Annotated in this window: 18 protein-coding genes and 1 pseudogene; 9 read left to right on the top strand and 10 right to left on the bottom strand. The window is 71.0% G+C overall.

Annotated elements, in window-relative coordinates; genetic code table 11:
- Positions 1–41: 41 nt before the first annotated feature.
- Positions 42–488, bottom strand: a complete 447-nt coding sequence (locus ACFYX4_RS39540; protein ID WP_389344558.1) for an alpha/beta fold hydrolase — start codon at positions 486–488, stop codon at positions 42–44.
- Between ACFYX4_RS39540 and ACFYX4_RS39535 the strand changes: the two genes are divergently transcribed.
- Both ACFYX4_RS39535 and ACFYX4_RS39530 read left to right on the top strand, forming a co-directional pair.
- Entirely contained in the window at positions 469–684 is a 216-nt protein-coding gene (locus ACFYX4_RS39535; protein ID WP_389344556.1) for a hypothetical protein, read from the top strand. The two genes, ACFYX4_RS39540 and ACFYX4_RS39535, sit on opposite strands and share 20 nt — an antisense overlap.
- 60 nt (positions 685–744) lie before the next feature.
- The gene (locus ACFYX4_RS39530; protein WP_389344554.1) at positions 745–1,749 is read left to right on the top strand and encodes an NADP-dependent oxidoreductase; all 1,005 of its coding nucleotides are present in this window, start codon (positions 745–747) and stop codon (positions 1,747–1,749) included.
- A gap of 37 nt (positions 1,750–1,786) precedes the next feature.
- Here the strand turns inward: ACFYX4_RS39530 and ACFYX4_RS39525 are convergent, their stop codons facing one another.
- A complete protein-coding gene (locus tag ACFYX4_RS39525; protein WP_389344552.1) occupies positions 1,787–2,434 on the bottom strand; it encodes a TetR/AcrR family transcriptional regulator in 648 nt (215 codons plus the stop codon).
- Positions 2,435–2,612: 178 nt separating this feature from the next.
- Between ACFYX4_RS39525 and ACFYX4_RS39520 the strand changes: the two genes are divergently transcribed.
- The 4 genes from ACFYX4_RS39520 to ACFYX4_RS39505 all read left to right on the top strand — a co-directional run bounded on the left by ACFYX4_RS39520 (position 2,613) and on the right by ACFYX4_RS39505 (position 7,799).
- Positions 2,613–4,994 carry an MMPL family transporter gene (locus ACFYX4_RS39520; RefSeq protein WP_389344550.1) on the top strand — a complete coding sequence of 794 codons (2,382 nt, stop codon included), beginning with the start codon at positions 2,613–2,615 and terminating at the stop codon, positions 4,992–4,994.
- A gap of 88 nt (positions 4,995–5,082) precedes the next feature.
- The gene (locus ACFYX4_RS39515) at positions 5,083–6,270 is read left to right on the top strand and encodes a DSD1 family PLP-dependent enzyme (RefSeq protein WP_389344548.1); all 1,188 of its coding nucleotides are present in this window, start codon (positions 5,083–5,085) and stop codon (positions 6,268–6,270) included.
- A 117-nt stretch (positions 6,271–6,387) separates the two neighbouring features.
- Positions 6,388–6,861 (top strand): carboxymuconolactone decarboxylase family protein, encoded by a 474-nt coding sequence (locus ACFYX4_RS39510; RefSeq protein WP_389344546.1) that lies wholly within the window; start codon positions 6,388–6,390, stop codon positions 6,859–6,861.
- 14 nt (positions 6,862–6,875) lie between these two features.
- Positions 6,876–7,799 carry an RNA polymerase sigma-70 factor gene (locus ACFYX4_RS39505; RefSeq protein ID WP_389344544.1) on the top strand — a complete coding sequence of 308 codons (924 nt, stop codon included), beginning with the start codon at positions 6,876–6,878 and terminating at the stop codon, positions 7,797–7,799.
- A gap of 46 nt (positions 7,800–7,845) precedes the next feature.
- On the opposite strand, the gene ACFYX4_RS39500 is transcribed toward ACFYX4_RS39505, so the two are convergent.
- Positions 7,846–8,742 carry a glycerophosphodiester phosphodiesterase gene (locus tag ACFYX4_RS39500; protein WP_389344542.1) on the bottom strand — a complete coding sequence of 299 codons (897 nt, stop codon included), beginning with the start codon at positions 8,740–8,742 and terminating at the stop codon, positions 7,846–7,848.
- Positions 8,743–8,969: 227 nt separating this feature from the next.
- On the opposite strand from ACFYX4_RS39500, the gene ACFYX4_RS39495 reads away from it, so the two are divergent.
- Positions 8,970–9,473 carry a lamin tail domain-containing protein gene (locus tag ACFYX4_RS39495; protein ID WP_389344540.1) on the top strand — a complete coding sequence of 168 codons (504 nt, stop codon included), beginning with the start codon at positions 8,970–8,972 and terminating at the stop codon, positions 9,471–9,473.
- Between the two features lie 149 nt (positions 9,474–9,622).
- Here the strand turns inward: ACFYX4_RS39495 and ACFYX4_RS39490 are convergent, their stop codons facing one another.
- Positions 9,623–9,997, bottom strand: coding sequence for a hypothetical protein (locus ACFYX4_RS39490; protein ID WP_389344538.1), 375 nt, complete (start codon positions 9,995–9,997; stop codon positions 9,623–9,625).
- A gap of 251 nt (positions 9,998–10,248) precedes the next feature.
- On the opposite strand from ACFYX4_RS39490, the gene ACFYX4_RS39485 reads away from it, so the two are divergent.
- Positions 10,249–11,070 (top strand): MerR family transcriptional regulator, encoded by an 822-nt coding sequence (locus tag ACFYX4_RS39485; RefSeq protein WP_389344536.1) that lies wholly within the window; start codon positions 10,249–10,251, stop codon positions 11,068–11,070.
- Positions 11,071–11,120: 50 nt separating this feature from the next.
- Here the strand turns inward: ACFYX4_RS39485 and ACFYX4_RS39480 are convergent, their stop codons facing one another.
- Entirely contained in the window at positions 11,121–11,492 is a 372-nt protein-coding gene (locus ACFYX4_RS39480; protein ID WP_389344534.1) for a hypothetical protein, read from the bottom strand.
- Between ACFYX4_RS39480 and ACFYX4_RS39475 the strand changes: the two genes are divergently transcribed.
- Positions 11,476–11,814: a hypothetical protein gene (locus ACFYX4_RS39475; RefSeq protein WP_389344532.1), complete on the top strand. Its 339-nt coding sequence runs from the start codon at positions 11,476–11,478 to the stop codon at positions 11,812–11,814. The two genes, ACFYX4_RS39480 and ACFYX4_RS39475, sit on opposite strands and share 17 nt — an antisense overlap.
- Before the next feature lie 55 nt (positions 11,815–11,869).
- Here ACFYX4_RS39475 and ACFYX4_RS39470 read toward each other — a convergent pair whose 3' ends face one another.
- From ACFYX4_RS39470 to ACFYX4_RS39450, 5 genes and pseudogenes are all read right to left on the bottom strand, one after another.
- On the bottom strand, positions 11,870–12,793 hold the full coding sequence (locus ACFYX4_RS39470) for a hypothetical protein (RefSeq protein ID WP_389344530.1): 924 nt from the start codon (positions 12,791–12,793) through the stop codon (positions 11,870–11,872).
- 48 nt (positions 12,794–12,841) lie between these two features.
- Positions 12,842–13,474 (bottom strand): TOPRIM nucleotidyl transferase/hydrolase domain-containing protein, encoded by a 633-nt coding sequence (locus ACFYX4_RS39465; protein ID WP_389344528.1) that lies wholly within the window; start codon positions 13,472–13,474, stop codon positions 12,842–12,844.
- Positions 13,475–13,693: 219 nt separating this feature from the next.
- Complete coding sequence (locus tag ACFYX4_RS39460) at positions 13,694–14,221, bottom strand: DUF1062 domain-containing protein (protein WP_389344616.1); 528 nt, start codon at positions 14,219–14,221, stop codon at positions 13,694–13,696.
- Positions 14,222–14,433: 212 nt separating this feature from the next.
- A complete protein-coding gene (locus tag ACFYX4_RS39455; protein ID WP_389344526.1) occupies positions 14,434–15,252 on the bottom strand; it encodes an ABC transporter permease in 819 nt (272 codons plus the stop codon).
- Positions 15,249–15,629, bottom strand: a pseudogene (locus tag ACFYX4_RS39450) (ABC transporter); the annotation flags it as partial. The gene ACFYX4_RS39455 and the pseudogene ACFYX4_RS39450, both read right to left, overlap by 4 nt.

Genomic DNA, 15,629 nt, shown 5'->3' with positions numbered 1-15,629 from the left:
CGCCTCACATGGACGTGAGGCGGCACGGTCAGGCGGCTCGGTCAGGCGGCCAGGAAGTCGGCCACCTGCCTGGTGAAGGCCTTGGCGTACTGGAAGAGGAAGGCGTGGCCGGCACCGGCGTAGAGCACGAGGGTGGCGTCGGAGAGGTGTTGGACCGCCACATAGGAGTTGTGGGCGGGGATCATCACGTCCTCCAGGCCGTTCGCGTAGAGGACGGGGTGCTCGATGGCCTCCAGCTCCGCGCGCACCGCGTCGAAGGGAGCCGCCAGGAGTTTCGCCGCCGCGGTGAGCACGCCCTGCGCCGCGACCTCGGAGACCGCGGGGCCGCCCGCGGAGAGGCGGGTCGAGACATGGTCGAAGTGCTCACGCCCGGAGGCGCGGGCCGTCTCCGTCTCCGGGCAGAACAGGAACAGCATGTCCTCCAGGTCGGCGTCGGGCTTGGCCATGATGCCGAGGACCTTCTGGGTGTTGACCGTCGTCGACGGCATCGCCGCCCGGCTGGCGCCCGACGACCCGCGCTCGGTCCGCACCAGGACGCTCGGCGCCTACGCCATGATGGCCGGCACGCTCCAGCTCGCCCGGGCCCTGTCCGACCGGCGGCTTGCCGACGACCTCCTCGAACAGGGCGTCCGCAACGCCCTGGCGCTGCTGGGCGTACTTGCGACCCTCGAAGCGGATGTTTAGAATTATGGTCGTAATATAAACAGCCTACGTCCGCTCGCGGACCAGACACGGGAGACGACCATGAGGGCCTTCAGGGTGGAGCGCTACGGCGACAAGGCCGGCCCGCGCGTCGGCGAGGCGCCGGATCCGGAGGTGGGCGCGGACGATGTGCTGGTCCGGATCCACGCGGCGAGCGTCAATCCGCTCGACCGCATGATCCGGGACGGGGAGATGAAGGCGATCCTGCCGTACAAGGTCCCGTTCGTCCTGGGCAACGACCTCGCCGGAGTGGTGGTCGGGACGGGGCCGGCCGTCACACGGTTCGCCGTGGGGGACGAGGTCTTCGCGCGGCCCGGCAAGGACCGTATCGGCACGTTCGCCGAACTCATCGCGGTACACCAGGACGATGTGGCGATCAAGCCTTCAGCCCTGACGATGGAGGAGGCCGCGTCGCTCCCTCTGGTCGCCCTGACGTCGTGGCAGGTGCTCGTCGAGCGGGCGCGCGTGCAGCCGGGTCAGAAGGTGCTCGTCCACGCGGGATCCGGCGGACTGGGCACGATCGCCGTCCAGTTGGCGAAGCACTTGGGCGCGCACGTGGCGACCACCACGAGCACGGGCAACGTCGACCTCGTGAAGTCACTGGGCGCGGACGTCGTCGTCGACTACAAGAAGCAGGCGTTCGAGACGGTGCTGCGCGACTACGACGTCGTCCTCGACGCGCTCGGCGGCGAGACGCTGAAGAAGTCCTTCGACGTGCTCAAGCCCGGCGGAACGGTCATCAGTGTCGCGGGCCCTCCCGACGCCGCCCTCGCCAGGGAACTCGGCGCGAACCCGGCCGTCCGGCTGGCGATGTCCGCCCTGAGCTTCCGCACCCGTCGGCTGGCCCGGCGTCGGGGGGCGACGTACTCGTTCCTGTTCATGAGGGCCAGTGGGGAGCAGTTGCGCGAGCTCACGCCGCTCATCGAGGCGGGCCGGATCCGGCCCGTCGTGGACACCGTATTCCCGTTCGAGTCGACCCGCGAAGCGCTGGAGTACGTCGAGGCGGGGCGGGCGAAAGCGGGCAAGGTCGTCATCAGGCTCGTATGACGCACGGGCCTGCATGACGCACGGGCCCGCGGGACCGTCAGCCGCGTGTGACGTTGCCGAGGGTGGTGCGCAGGCCGTCCTCGCCGATCTCGTCGACGCGCAGCGGGGGCAGCGGCGTCGCGGCGGCCGGGTTCAGCGAGTCGAAGAGCAGGGCGACGAAACGGGCGCGCAGCGACGGCGCCGCGCCGGGGAGGGCGAGGCCGGCGACGGCCATGACGAGAAAGTGCGGGATGTCCTCGGCGGTGAGGTCGGACCGGATCTCGCCGGCCTGTTGGGCGCGCTCCAGGAGCGGCTGGAGCGAGGCGCTGAAGCGCAGGAGGACGTCCAGCGCGACGTCCGCGAAGTTGCCGGCGAAGGTGACCAGGCCCCGTTCCTCGGTGATCAGGTCGAGCAGGCGGGTGGCGATGTCCTGGAGCGCCCCGCGGGTGTCGGGGGCGTCGGCGGCGCGCTCGACGAGCGGGAGCAGATCGGTGTCGAGGATGTCCTCCAGGACGGCCCGGACGACGGCCTCCCGGTTGGGGAAGTGGCGGTAGAGCGTGGCGATGCCCACGCCGGCCTCCGCCGCGATCTGCTCCAGCGAGGCTTCGCCCCTGCCCAGCACCGTCCGGCCGGCGGCGGTGATGCGCTCCACGCTGGAGCGGGCGTCGACCCTGCGCCGGGCGGTGCGGTGGTTCGTGGTCGCCATCCGTGACTCTCTCCCGCGCTCTTCCCTGGTCCCTGGTGAAGGCCGCTCCGGCCTCCCCGTCTGGCGATAGCATTCTATCGCATTGATAGTTCACTATCACTTTGATAGTACTCTCTCACTTCGTGCGGCGGCCTGAACCGTCGGGCCGCACCTTCCGCACCTGCCAGGGGAGAGTGCTGTGTCCGTTCTGCTGTACCGGCTGGGTAGGTTCGCCTACGGCAAACCGTGGTACGTCATCGGAGGCTGGCTGGCCGTCGTGGCGGCGGTCGGGGCCCTGCTCGTGACCCAGCCGGTCCGACTCGGCAACGAGGTGCGCATCGACGGCACCCCCGCCCAGAAGGTCATCGACGATCTGGCCACCTCCCTGCCGGAGGCGTCCGGCGGCCAGGGCATGCTGCTCTTCAAGGCCCCGGAGGGCGCCCGGATCGACGACGAGAGGGTCCGGTCCGCCCTGCTGGCCGCCGTGGACGCCGTCTACCGCCACGACCACGTCGTCGACGCCCGCAAGGTCCTGGCCGCGGAAGCCGCCAAGGGCGGGGACAGCCCACTGCTGCGGGCCCAGGCGGCGGTGGCGCGGGCCGCCGGACAGCCGACGTCCGGCGAAGCGCCCGTCCCGTTGCGGGCGGGCGGCCGACCGGTGCCGGGAGTGATCGTCTCCGCGGACGGTTCGACGGCGCTGATGCAGTTCCAGTTCGACGAGCAGACCTTCGAACTCCCGTCAGGGACGGTCGACAGCACCGTCGAGGCCGCCGAGAAGCCGGCCGCGTCCGGCGGCCTGGAGGTCCTGCCGTCGGCGGCGATGATGGAGATCCCCGAGATCGTCGGCGTCGGCGAGGTCGTCGGCGTCGCCGTCGCGGCTGTCGTCCTGCTGGTGACCCTGGGCTCGGTCGTCGCGGCCGGTCTGCCCCTCGTCATCGCCCTGGTGGGCGTCGCCGTGGGAGTGGGCGGCGCGTTCACCCTCTCCACCGTGTTCGAGATCCACTCGCTCGCCGCCGTGCTGGCGCTGATGCTGGGGCTGGCCGTCGGCATCGACTACGCGCTGTTCATCGTCAACCGGCAACGCCGGCTGATCCTGGACGACGGGCTGACCGCGCACGAGGCCGCCGCCCGTTCGGTCGGCACAGCCGGCAGCGCCGTGTTCTTCGCCGGCAGCACGGTCGTCATCGCCCTGGCGGGGCTCCTGGTCATCCGGATCACCCTGCTCAGCACCATGGCGATCGTGGCCGCCGCCACCATCGCGGTCGCCGTCCTGCTCGCCCTGACCCTGCTGCCCGCGCTGCTGGGCCTGGTCAAGGAACGCATCTGCCCCGGCCGGACCTGGCACAGGGCGCGGCAGCGCGAAGCCGCCACCGACCGCGGCCGGGCCGTCCGCTGGGGAGAGCGCCTGGTCCGGCACCGGTACGCCGCCCTCGTCGGCGCGGTCCTGATCCCCGCCGTGCTGGCCGTGCCCGCCGCCGACATGAAACTGGGCCTGCCCTCCGGCGCCGGCTACAACACCGACACCGCGCAACGCCGGAGCTACGACCTGGTCAGCGACGCGTACGGCCCCGGCCACAACGGGCCCCTCCTGGTCGCCGTCAGCTCCACCGCGAACGGACGGCCCGTCACCCCCGCGACCCTCGCCGCGGTCACCTCCGACCTGCGGGGCATCGAGGGGGCGGCCTCGGTCTCGCTCGCCGGGATGAGCAGGACCGGCACCACCGCCGTCCTGAGCCTCGTCCCCGAGAGCGGCCCGAACGACGACGCGACCAAGGAACTCGTCACCGCCGTGCGGGACAGGAGCGCGCAGATCCGGGAGGCCGACGGCGCGGTCATCGGCGTCTCCGGCTTCACGGCCCTCGCGATCGACGTCTCCGACCGGCTCACCGACGTCCTGCCCCTCTACGTGGCCACCGTCCTCGGGCTGTCGCTGATCGTCCTGCTGCTGGTCTTCCGTTCGATCATGGTCCCCGTGACGGCCACCCTCGGCTTCCTCCTGACCATCGCCGCCACCTTCGGCGTCACGACGGCCGTCTTCCAGTGGGGCTGGTTCCAGAGCCTCATCGGACTCGACGCCACCGCACCGGTGGTGAGCCTGCTGCCCATCATCATCACCGGCGTCCTGTACGGACTCGCCATGGACTACCAGATGTTCCTGGTGACCTCCATGCGCGAAGCGCACATCCACGGGGCCCGCGCCCTCGACGCCGCCGTCACCGGCTTCGCCCGCGCCGGCTCCGTCGTCCTCGCGGCGGCCACCATCATGGTGTCCGTCTTCGCCGGGTTCGTCTTCAACGAGGAGCCCATGATCAAGCAGGCCGGGTTCGCCCTGGCGGTCGGCATTCTCATCGACGCGTTCGTCATCCGCATGACCCTCATCCCGGCGACCATGGCGCTCGCCCGGGAGAAGGCCTGGTGGATCCCCGCCCGGCTGGACCGCCTGCTGCCCGACCTGGACGTCGAGGGCGACAAGCTCGCCCAGAAGATCCCCCTGTTGTCGCCGCCCCGCCCCGCTGCTCCGCAGCCGTCGGGCGCGGGAGGCCGGCTGGACAATCGCCAGGAGGGATTCATAGACTCATAGTCCAGATATGGACACAGGGTCCAATCGAGCGGCGCGTGCAGGACCTGTATCCGGGTCCGACCCTCCTGACGAAGACGGAGATGCCCCCGTGAACACCGCCCCCCGCCTCGGCACCGGCACCGGTGTCGGCACCGGCCGGACCCTGGCCGATCCGGACACCCCGTTCGCCGTCGTCGACGCCCACCGGACGCGGCGCAACATCGAACGGCTGGCGGCCAGGGCCGAGCGGCTCGACGTCGCCCTGCGCCCGCATGTGAAGACGGCCAAAAGCCTCGACGTCGCCGCCCTCCTGCACCACGGCGTCCCCTGCCCCGTCACCGTCTCCACCCTCGCCGAGGCCGAGGCGTTCGCCGACGGCGGCTACACCGACATCACGTACGCCGTCGGCGTCGACCCGCACAAGCTCCCGCGCGTGATCGCCCTCCTGCGGCGCGGCGTCACCCTGCGCGTGCTGCTGGACAGCGTCGAGCAGGCGGAGGCCGTCGCCCAGGCCGCCCGCGAGGCGGGCCTTCCCGTGCCCGCCCAGATCGAGATCGACTGCGACGGCCACCGCGGCGGCCTCAAACCCGACGCACCCGCGCTCGTCCGGATCGGCCGCATCCTGCACGCCGCGGACTGTCTGGACGGAGTGCTGACCCACGCGGGCGAGTCGTACTTCGCCTACACCGCCGAGGAACGGCGCCTGGCGGCGGAGAACGAGCGCGACACCGCCGTCGCCGCGGCGGAGCGGCTGCGCGCGGCCGGCCTGCCCGTGGCCACCGTCAGCGTCGGCTCCACCCCCACGGCCCACGCGGCCGAGGACCTCACCGGCGTCACCGAACTGCGCGCCGGCAACTACGTCTTCTTCGATCTGGTGATGGCCGGCATCGGCGTCTGCCGTGTCGAGGACATCGCCCTGTCGGTCGTCGTCACCGTGATCGGACACCGCCCGGAGTACGGATGGATCGTCACCGACGGCGGCTGGATGGCCATGTCCCGCGACCGCGGCACCGCCGTCCAGGCGCAGGACCAGGGCTACGGCCTGGTCGCCGACCTGGACGGCCGCCTCCTCCCCGGTCTGGTCATGACGGCGGCCAGCCAGGAGCACGGCACCCTCACCGCCCGCGACGGCGCGCGCCTTCCCGACCTGCCCGTCGGCACCCGCCTGCGCGTCCTGCCCAACCACGCCTGCGCCACCGCCGCCCAGCACCACGGCTACCACGTCGTCGACAGCGCTCGAACCACGGACACCGCACCGGAGATCGAGGACGTCTGGAAGCGCGTCACCGGCTGGTGACCGGTGGGCCCGCACCGGGGACAGCGGGGAGACGCAGGTCACATCGTGTCGTGTCACAGGCGGGGGCGCCGTCTCGTCTCGGGGGTGGAGGCATCGACGAGCGTGAAGGAGCACACGATGGACGCGCGACTGGACTACTTCGCCAGCCCCACCGCCGGCAAGATCCTCAAGCACTTCTGGTCGGCGGGCCGGGAGTTGAAGGCATCGCCGCTGGCAGCCGCGACGCAGGAACTGGTGGCGCTGCGGGTGAGTCAGATCAACGGCTGCGCGGTCTGCGTCGACATGCACACCAAGGAGGCCGCCGCGGCCGGCGAGACCCCGGTGCGGCTGCACCTGGTCGCGACCTGGCGGGAGGCGACGGTCTTCACCGAGGCCGAACGCGCCGCCCTCGCGCTGGCCGAACAGGGGACCCGGGTCGCGGACGCGGCCACCGGAGTCAGCGACGAGGTGTGGGCGCGGGCCGCCGAGCACTACGACGAGGAACAGCTCACGGCACTCGTCATACTGGTCTCGTTCATGAACACGGCGAACCGGCTGAACATCATCGCCCAGCGGCCGGCCGGCGACTACCAGGCCGGCCAGGCCCACTGAACGGGGGAGCCGACATGGGCAAGGTCGAGGAGTTCGAGGACCTGCGGCCGCTGCTGTTCTCGATCGCCTACCGGATCCTGGGCAGCGTGGGGGAGGCGGAGGACGCGGTGCAGGAGACCTGGATCCGCTACGACGCCTCGCCCACCCGGCCCGTGTCGGCCAAGGCGTTCCTGTCGGCCACGGTGACCCGGATCGCCATCGACGTGCTGCGTTCCGCGCGGGTGCGGCGGGAGGAGTACGTCGGCGCGTGGCTGCCCGAACCGCTGCTGGACGATCCGTACGAGGACCCGGCCCGTGCGGCGGAGCTGGCCGACTCGGTGTCGATGGCGGCGCTGCTGCTCCTGGAGCGGCTCAGTCCGCTGGAGCGGTCGGTGTTCGTGCTGCGGGAGGTCTTCGCCTTCGGCTTCGACGAGGTCGCCGCCGCGGTGGGACGCTCGGAGACGGCGTGCCGGCAGTTGCTCGTACGGGCACGCCGTCACATGCACGCGGGCCGGCCCCGGTTCGCGGCGGACCGCCAGGAGCGGCAGGAGCTGGCGAGCCGATTCTTCGAGGCGCTGGAGCGCGGAGACATGGACGGGCTGCGGAGTCTGCTGTCCGACGACGTCCGGCTCGTCGGGGACGGCGGCGGCAAGGCCCCGCAGTTGGCGAAGGTCGTCGCCGGCGCCGAGAACGTGGCCAGGCTGCTCGCCGCGCTCTGCCCGCTGCTGGCGCGGATCGACGTCACGTTCGCACCGCACGAGGTCAACGGCCAGCCGGGGGCGGTCTTCCGCGACCGCGACGGCAAGGTCCTCCACGTCCTCGCCCTCGACGTGCTCGACGGGCGGATCCGGACCGTCCGCTCGGTCATCAACCCCGACAAGCTCGGCCACCTCGGCCCGGTCGCCGACGTCTGGGCCGTCGACCGGGAACTGAGGCGGGTCCGCCGCCGGACGCCGTGACCTCGGGGCGTCCGTCCCGCCGCTGACCGCTGACGACGGCCTGGGCTCAGTACCAGTTCAGCGCCCGCCGTGCCACGTCGGGCTTGTTGGTGATGATGCCGTTGACGCCGTACCCGCGCATGGTCCGGATGGTGGCCGCGTCGTCGACGGTCCAGACGTAGACCTCGAGAGGCTTGCCGTGCGGACCGGTGAGGCTGCGCACGGCCGCGACGTAGGCGTGGGAGACCGAGCCGTACGAGGGGTTGATCAGATCGGTGAACTGCGCGTACGTCGGCAGGTCTTCGACCGGCGGGGTGCCGAGCAGGCCCGTCCGGACGGCCGGCTTCAGGTCGTGGACGATCCGCAGGCTGTCGGCGTTGAAGTTCTGCATGATCAGCCGGCCGGCCAGATGCTGTGCGTCGAGCCAGCCCTCGTTGCCCAGGACGGTGAGGGTCTGCTGCTCGATCCCCGGATACAGCTGCGGGTTCTTGATCTCCAGGAGCAGCTTCTGACGGTTGTGGTCGACCCGGTTCAGGTACTGCTTGAGCGTCGGCACGCGCGCGCCCTTGTAGGCGCTGCCGAACCAACTGCCCGCGTCGAGGCGGGCTATCTCCGCGGCGGTGAAGTCCTTCACGTTCCAGGGAGCGCGGCGGGGGAAGACCTGCTCGACGTCGGTCGTACGGCTGAGAGTGCCGTCGTGGATCACCACGAGTTGGCCGTCCTTGGTGCGCTGGACGTCGTTCTCCACCCAGTTGGCGCCGAGGGCGGCGGCCTTGTCGATGGCGGCCAGCGTGTTCTCGGGTGCCTTGACGGAGGCTCCGCGGTGGGCGATGACCGCGGGCATGGTGCGGGCGGCCGAGGGCACACCGCGCGTGGCCGCCTGGGCTTCCTGAGCGGGAAGGAGGAGGGGCAGGGTGAGGGCGGTGCCCAGGAGCGCGGTGGCGGCGACGGCCCGTGCTTGCATGCGTGTTCCTCGCATCAGGTGGTTGCGTGGTTGCGTGACCAGGTGACGACGTGACCAGGTGACCAGGTGATCAGGTGCGGGTCCACTATGACGCAGCGGGGTCGGGGCGGCGCACCCGCGGGTCGGCAGCGCCGCCCTTCACGATTCACACACATCCCCTCCACCTACTGATCACTTTCGGTATGCTCCAGGCTCTGCAATCCGCACCACTGAGGGGGGAATTCCTCATGCGCATACGTCATGCGCTGGCAGCTGTCGCCACGGCGGGCACGGTCGCCGCCGCCACCGTCGTCACCGCCGTTCCGGCGCAGGCCGCCGAGTACTCGTCCGCCGTGAAGGTGAAGGGCGTTCAGTACGACGCCCCCGGCGCCGACTCCAACCGGTGCTCCGGCGGGAACACCAAGAACGAGTACCTGACGATCAAGAACTACTCGCGGACCGCGAGCGTCAACCTCAGGGGTTACGTCGTCAAGGACGCCACCGGCAACAGGTACACGTTCACCGCCAACCACACCCTTGAGCCCGGCGACTACGTGACCCTGCGCGGCGGGCGCGGCACCGACTCCGACGCCGGCAACGTGGCCTACCGCCAGAACTGCAACTTCATCTGGAACAACGACAAGGACACGATCTACCTGCTCAAGCCGGGCGGCGCCAACGCGGACGTCCACTCGTACACCAAGCGCGCGAACGACTCCGACGGCAACGGGTACATCACCTACCACGGCTGAAGTCGCTGACGGCGAGGCTCCGTTCGACACCGGCCTGTCTGTTCCACGCGGGACCACATGGGACCGTACGGAACCACGTGGGTACCCCGTGGAACAGACGGGCTCGCGGTGCGCGGTCCGGCCGGCCTCATGGCCGGACTACGGCCGGACTACGGCCGGTTGAGCCTGATCGAGTTGATGGGGGTGAGGTTCTGTGCCGACCATCCCCCCGCCGCGATGGTGGTGCCGGTGCAGTTGGCGCCGTTGTAGCCGTAGCACATGGTCGCGGTGGCCCCGCCGGTCTGGTTGTTGATCACCCAGTGCCAACCGTACTGATTGGCCAGATTGTGCGCCCCGTAGGCGTAGTAGGCGTGGGTCAGGGTGCTGCTGCTGGCCGGCTGGTCCTGCGCGTACACGCAGACAGCGCCGGACGGACAGCCGTACAGAGTGGCGGCGTGGGCGGTACCGGCCCCGGCCAGCATGGTGCCGACGACGGTGGCCATGGCCGCGGAACCGCCCAGCAGTGCCCTCAGCTTCGTTCTCATGGTGATCTCCTTGAGTGTCGAGGTGGGCATGTACACGATGAGGCACCCACGACACGCGAGTTCACGAAACGCCCAGACATGGCCAGATGCACACCCCCACCGACCTGCCGGCCGACTACCGCGCCTCCCGCGCGCCACTCGGCGGCGTAGCCGCGTCCCCACGCCTCCGGCAGGAACATGTAGCCCAGCCCGGTCTCGCCGGGGGGACTCTTGACCCTCACACCGTGTCAGGCGTTGGACTCGGAGGCATCATGTTCACTATCGGAGACTTCGCCCGGCACGGCCGTGTCTCGGTTCGGATGTTGCGTCACTACGACGCCACCGGCCTGCTGCGACCGGCCCATGTCGACCCCGCCAGCGGCTACCGCCACTACACGGCCGCCCAGCTCACCCGCCTCAATCGCATCATCGCGCTCAAGGATCTCGGTCTCACCCTCCAGCAGGTGGGGCGGATCCTGGACGAGAAGATCAGCACCGAGGAGCTGCGCGCCATGCTGCGGTTGCGGCGGGCCGAGTTGGAGGCGGACATGGCGGCGGGGGCCGCACGGCTCGTCCAGGTCGAGGCGAGGCTCCGGTCGATCGAGAGCGAGGGGCACATGCCCGCGAACGACGTCGTCATCAAGAGCGTCCCGGCGATCCGAGTGGCGGAGCTGGCCGCGACCGCCGCCGGCTTCGACCCCGAGGACATCGGCCCGGTGATCGGACCGCTCTACGCCGAGCTGTTCCAGCGCCTGGCCGCGGCGGGCGTCACGCCCGCGGGCCCCGGGGTCGCCTACTACGAAGACGCCCCCGAGGGCGACGGCAGGATCATCGTCCACGCCGCCGTGCAGGTCAGGGCCCCGCTTCAGAGCGGCGCCTTCCAGGTGCTGGACCTGCCGCCCGTCGACCGGGCGGCGACGATCGTGCACCGCGGCTCCATGGACTCCGTGCTCCCCACCGCCCAGGCCCTGGCCCGCTGGATCGACGGCAACGGCCACCGGGCCGCCGGCTACCCGCGGGAGATCAACCTGGAGTGCCCGGACAACCGTGACGAGTGGGTGACCGAACTACAGGCGCCGCTGGTCAAGCCCTGATTCCCGGCTGACGGGTCCGGGACGGGCTCCGGGGTCCGTGCGCGGCGAGATCAGTCGCGCAACGGGCCCGTCGCCAGCAGCCCGTCGACCACCAACCCGGCCAACGACTCTGCCGTGGCCGTGAGTTGTTCCGGTGAGGAGCCCTCGGGCCTGCCCAGGCGTCGGGCGAGCGGCACCTCCACCATGCCGCCGATCGGGCCGATGATGGCGAAGAAGAGGATGTCCATCGGGACGGCCGCCATGCGCCCGGCGGCGACGAGCCGCTCGATGCTGGGCACCACGGTCTGGAGGGCCGGAGCGATGTAGTGGTCGAAGACATAGTCCAGCCGCTCGCTGTCCTTGGAGAACTCCTCGACGAAGATCCGTCCGAGCTGCGGCCTGATGATCGAGGTCCGGTACAACCCGGTGACGAACTGCCTCACCTGGTCGGCGTCGGCCGTCGGCCCGCGTGACACATCATCCGGATGGCGCGCCGAGACCGCGGACGCGCACCTTCAGAAGACCGGCGCGGCCGCCCGGTTCGGCTCGCCGGAGCAGGCCGAGTTCCCGCACGGGCAGCGCCGCACCGCCGACTCGCTCGCCGCGACTCTCGCGACCCGCGCGGGGATGCTGGTGATGCAGGACCAGGAGCGGGAAGCCGCGCTGGGCCGGATCCGCGCGTTCCTCTCGGGCCAAGTGGAAACCGCCCGCGGTGAGTTCACACTCCCGATGCTGACCGGTGTGCTGCGCGTGCGGCGGCTGTGAGGCATCGCGTCCACGGGCGGTGAGTCACCGCCCGCTCCAGTGACGGCCGTTGACGTCAGGACGCGTAGGCGATCTTCTCCTCGCGCATCAGCGTCTCCAGTTCGGCGTCCGACAACGGGCGCAGGCTGTACAGGAGTTGACGCAGCCCGGGTTCGCCGAGGGTCTGGCCGGCGACCTCCGCCTCCGCCTTCCCGTGGCGACGGACGAGGGTGACGGCAGGGTCGCCTCCGGGGTTGTCGCGGACCATGCGCAGCTCACCGCGCGCGTCCACCGCGCAGGTCGTGTTCTCCTCCACGAGCACGGGGCACCGTGGCGCAGGCGTGGCCGGGAAGCGGACCGTCAGGGACACATACCCGGACTCGTCCTGTCGGAGGGGGCGGTACTCGGCGTTGACGTAGGCGGCGGCGACCTCGACATGGGACACCCGCATGCCGGTCGGCGCGGCGCCCAGGTACAGCAGCTCCGGATGCTCCCGGTACCGCGCGACCTCCGCCTCGTGCCGACGCTGCTCCGTCTGCGCCGGGCCGACGAACCCCCCGTACGCCACCGCGACCGCCAGCACGGCCACCGCGCCCAGCCGCACCCACCGGCTCGGCACGAAGAACGCCGCGGCGACGGCGTAGGGCACTCCCGTCAGCGCGATCCGTAGGCCCGCGCCGCCGAGGTCGACGTCTTCACCGTAGGCGTGCAGGCCTGCCAGGACGCCGAGCGTGCCGAGGACGAACACCGACGACGCCCAGCCGATCCGCTGCGGCAGAGGGCCGCACATCGGCGTCACGGACCCCGCCGCCGAGCCGACCACGGCCAGCAGCCCCACCAGCAGCGGCACCCCCAGCAGGAAGACCGGCGTCGTCGCACCGGCCCCGTCGCCCCAGGCCGACATCACCAGCCCGAACCCGAGCACCGGCACCGCGGCCGCCATCGCCAGCCAGACCAGCAGGAGATGAAGGGCCGTCAGCGCCCGTCTTTCACTCGTCATACCGCGGATGCTGTCAGCCGGTCCCCCGGAGCACATGAGTTCTCGTACTCAGTCGAAGGCCCGGAACAGGCCGGTCAGGAGGTCGTTCAGCGGGGTGGGCACCTCGTCGGGAGCGAGGGCTTCGGTCAGGAGGCGGCCGTAGCGGATCTTCCGGCCCTTCTTCGTGCCCAGGAAGCGCCGCAGTTGCTGATGTCGGGAGCGGCCGAGCTGGGCCGGTTGCCGTGTGAAGGTGTGCCAGGCGCGGAGTTCGTCCTCGGCTTCGATGATCCGCTCGGTCCGCTCCGGGCCGAGCACGCGGAGGAGTTCGTCCTCCAGGTCCGCGGTGCAGACGAACACGTCCGAGCGCGGTGTCCGGCTCGGGGCGAGGGCCCGCTCGTAGTAGGGCTTCTCGCGTTCGTCGCACAGGCCGATCAGGCGCAGGCCCAGGCCGGTCGGCCCGAGGAGCCCGGCATAGCGGCCGACGTTCATCGCTCCGCCCATCGACACCGCGCACACGCCCTCGGCCGCCAGGTCGTGGCCCCGCATCGCGGTCAGCGCCTCGACGGCGGCGAGGTCGCTCAGTCCTTCCAGCAGGATCGCCGTGCGCACCCCCAGGAGCTCCGCCAGCTCCCTCGCCGGTTCGCCGGGGCCACCGGCTGCCCAGCGTGTGATCTCGTGCTGGAGCATGCGCATGTCGGCCATACCGGGAAGTCTGCTACGTCCGCCGACGGCAGCGCACTCGAATTCGGCTGCGCACTCGAATTCGGCTGCGAGGCCGGGCCCCCGGCCGGCCGGCGGTGAGACGGGGAGCCGTCCGGCGGTGGACCGGGGGCTGTCCGGCGGTGGACCGGGGGCTGTCCGGCGGTGGACCGGGGGCTGTCCGGCGGGATCTTGCCGGACAGCCCCCGGCCCCAGGAGGGCTCAGCGCTTGAGCGTGAACGTGAAGTCGCCCGAGAGCCTGCCGCTCAGCCGGACCGCCGAGACGAGCTTCCCCTCCGTGATCAGTCGCTCGACCTCGGCCCGCGCGAGGCCGCAGCCTTCGGCGATCAGTCGCACCGGCCGGACGGGGATCCGCGCCGCGAAACGGACCGAGACCTCCATCACCTCGCGGTCCGGTCGAGCCGGCCCGCCGGTGTCGAGACGCCAGGCGTCGTCCCAGTCGAGGGCGACGCGATTGCGGCGCTGCACGACCGGATCCTGGAGCAACTCGGCTGTCAGGCCTAGGTCGTTGTCATGCAGCCGGTCCAGCAGTTCGGGTCGTACGGAGCGCACGTTCACCCGCTCCAGGACCGTGAGCTTCGCGGTCTCCCCGCAGACGGCGCAGAGCACGAGGAGCCAGACGTCGATGAGCTTGTGGTTGGCGTTGACGCGGAATTTGCCGCTCGCCCGGAAACGTCCGGACGCGCAGGTGTGGCAGCGGCGGCGGACGAGCGGCAGGCAGGTGGGCATGACCACCCAGTCAGTGAGCACAGAAGTACACCGGTTCCAGTGAGAAATCCGCAGCAAAAGGCGGCGCGACGGCGCAGATGCGCGACGCGCGACAGATCAGCTCTCGGGAGGTCTCACACGGTGTACAACGGCATGTCCCTTGATCAGACGACTGAGTTCGGCAGCACGGTAGTGAGGCACCACCGTGCTGCTCAACTGCTTTTGGCGCGCCGCTACTTCGGGTCGCGCTCGAAGAGCGACCTGGACCAGTAGTAGCCGAGCGCGGCCAGCGCCACGCACCAGACGACGGCCAGCCACCCGTTGTGGCCGATCTCGGTGCCGAGGAGCAGTCCGCGCAGGGTCTCGATGGCCGGGGTGAAGGGCTGGTACTCGGCGAACGGTCGGAACCAGCCCGGCATCGCGTCGACCGGCACGAACGCGCTGGACAGGAGCGGCAGGATCATCAGCGGCAGCGCGTTGTTGCTGGCGGCCTCGGCGTTCGGGCTGGACAGGCCCATGCCGACCGCGATCCAGGTGAGCGCCAGGGAGACGAGCGTCAACAGCCCCAGCGCCAGGAGCCATTCGAGGGCGGTGGCGTCCGTGGAGCGGAACCCGATGGCCACGCCGACGGCCCCGACGAGAACCACGCTCATCACGCACTGCAACACACTGCCGACGACATGACCGACGAGCACCGAGCCGCGGTGGATCGCCATGGTGCGGAAGCGGGCGATGATGCCCTCGTTCATGTCCATGGCGACGGACACCGCGCTGCCGATCGTGGTGCCGCCGATGGTCAGGAACAGGATGCCCGGGACGAGGTAGGCGATGTACGCGGCGCGGTCGGGGTCCCCGCCGCCGATGCCCGCGCTCATGGTGTCGCCGAAGATGTAGACGAAGAGGAGCAGCAGCATGATCGGGGTGAGAAGGAGGTTCAGGGTGAGGGAGGGGTAGCGGCGCGCGTGCAGGAGGTTGCGGCGCAGCATGGTGGCGGAGTCGCGGACGGCGAGGGAGAGGCGGGTGGGGCGGGCGGGTGCCGCGGGGGTGCTCATCGGGCGTTCTCCTCGGTCTGGTGGGGGACGGCGGTCGGGGCGGTGAGGGCGAAGAAGACGTCGTCGAGGTCGGGGGTGTGCACGGTCAGCTCGTCGGCGTCGATGCCGGCGGAGTCCAACCAGTCGAGGATGGAGCGCAGTTCGCGCTGGGTGCCGCCGCTGGGGATCTGGAGGGTGAGGGCCTCGTCGTCCCGGGTGGCCTCGCGCAGCGTGGTGGCGGCGGAGCGGTAGGCGGTGGGGTCGGTGAAGCGGAGGCGGACGTGGCCGCCGGGGACGATCCGTTTGAGTTCCTCGGCGGTGCCTTCGGCGGCGATCCTGCCGTCGTGGAGGACGGCGATGCGGTCGGCGAGCTGGTCGGCTTCTTCCAGGTACTGGGT

Origin of the sequence: Streptomyces sp. NPDC002328, assembly GCF_042890065.1 — a bacterium.
GTDB lineage: Bacteria > Actinomycetota > Actinomycetes > Streptomycetales > Streptomycetaceae > Streptomyces.
The sequence above is the reverse complement of the archived record's forward strand: the minus strand, read 5'-3'. Positions and strand labels throughout refer to the sequence as shown.

Coding starts and splice junctions, on each gene's coding strand:
- ACFYX4_RS39505 (WP_389344544.1), top strand. CDS start 6,876: ATGGGCAAGGTCGAGGAGTTCGAGGACCTGCGGCCGCTGCTGTTCTCG.
- ACFYX4_RS39455 (WP_389344526.1), bottom strand. CDS start 15,252: ATGAGCACCCCCGCGGCACCCGCCCGCCCCACCCGCCTCTCCCTCGCC.
- ACFYX4_RS39510 (WP_389344546.1), top strand. CDS start 6,388: ATGGACGCGCGACTGGACTACTTCGCCAGCCCCACCGCCGGCAAGATC.
- ACFYX4_RS39470 (WP_389344530.1), bottom strand. CDS start 12,793: ATGACGAGTGAAAGACGGGCGCTGACGGCCCTTCATCTCCTGCTGGTC.
- ACFYX4_RS39490 (WP_389344538.1), bottom strand. CDS start 9,997: ATGAGAACGAAGCTGAGGGCACTGCTGGGCGGTTCCGCGGCCATGGCC.
- ACFYX4_RS39540 (WP_389344558.1), bottom strand. CDS start 488: ATGCCGTCGACGACGGTCAACACCCAGAAGGTCCTCGGCATCATGGCC.
- ACFYX4_RS39530 (WP_389344554.1), top strand. CDS start 745: ATGAGGGCCTTCAGGGTGGAGCGCTACGGCGACAAGGCCGGCCCGCGC.
- ACFYX4_RS39525 (WP_389344552.1), bottom strand. CDS start 2,434: ATGGCGACCACGAACCACCGCACCGCCCGGCGCAGGGTCGACGCCCGC.
- ACFYX4_RS39495 (WP_389344540.1), top strand. CDS start 8,970: ATGCGCATACGTCATGCGCTGGCAGCTGTCGCCACGGCGGGCACGGTC.
- ACFYX4_RS39500 (WP_389344542.1), bottom strand. CDS start 8,742: ATGCAAGCACGGGCCGTCGCCGCCACCGCGCTCCTGGGCACCGCCCTC.
- ACFYX4_RS39465 (WP_389344528.1), bottom strand. CDS start 13,474: ATGGCCGACATGCGCATGCTCCAGCACGAGATCACACGCTGGGCAGCC.
- ACFYX4_RS39460 (WP_389344616.1), bottom strand. CDS start 14,221: ATGCCCACCTGCCTGCCGCTCGTCCGCCGCCGCTGCCACACCTGCGCG.
- ACFYX4_RS39485 (WP_389344536.1), top strand. CDS start 10,249: ATGTTCACTATCGGAGACTTCGCCCGGCACGGCCGTGTCTCGGTTCGG.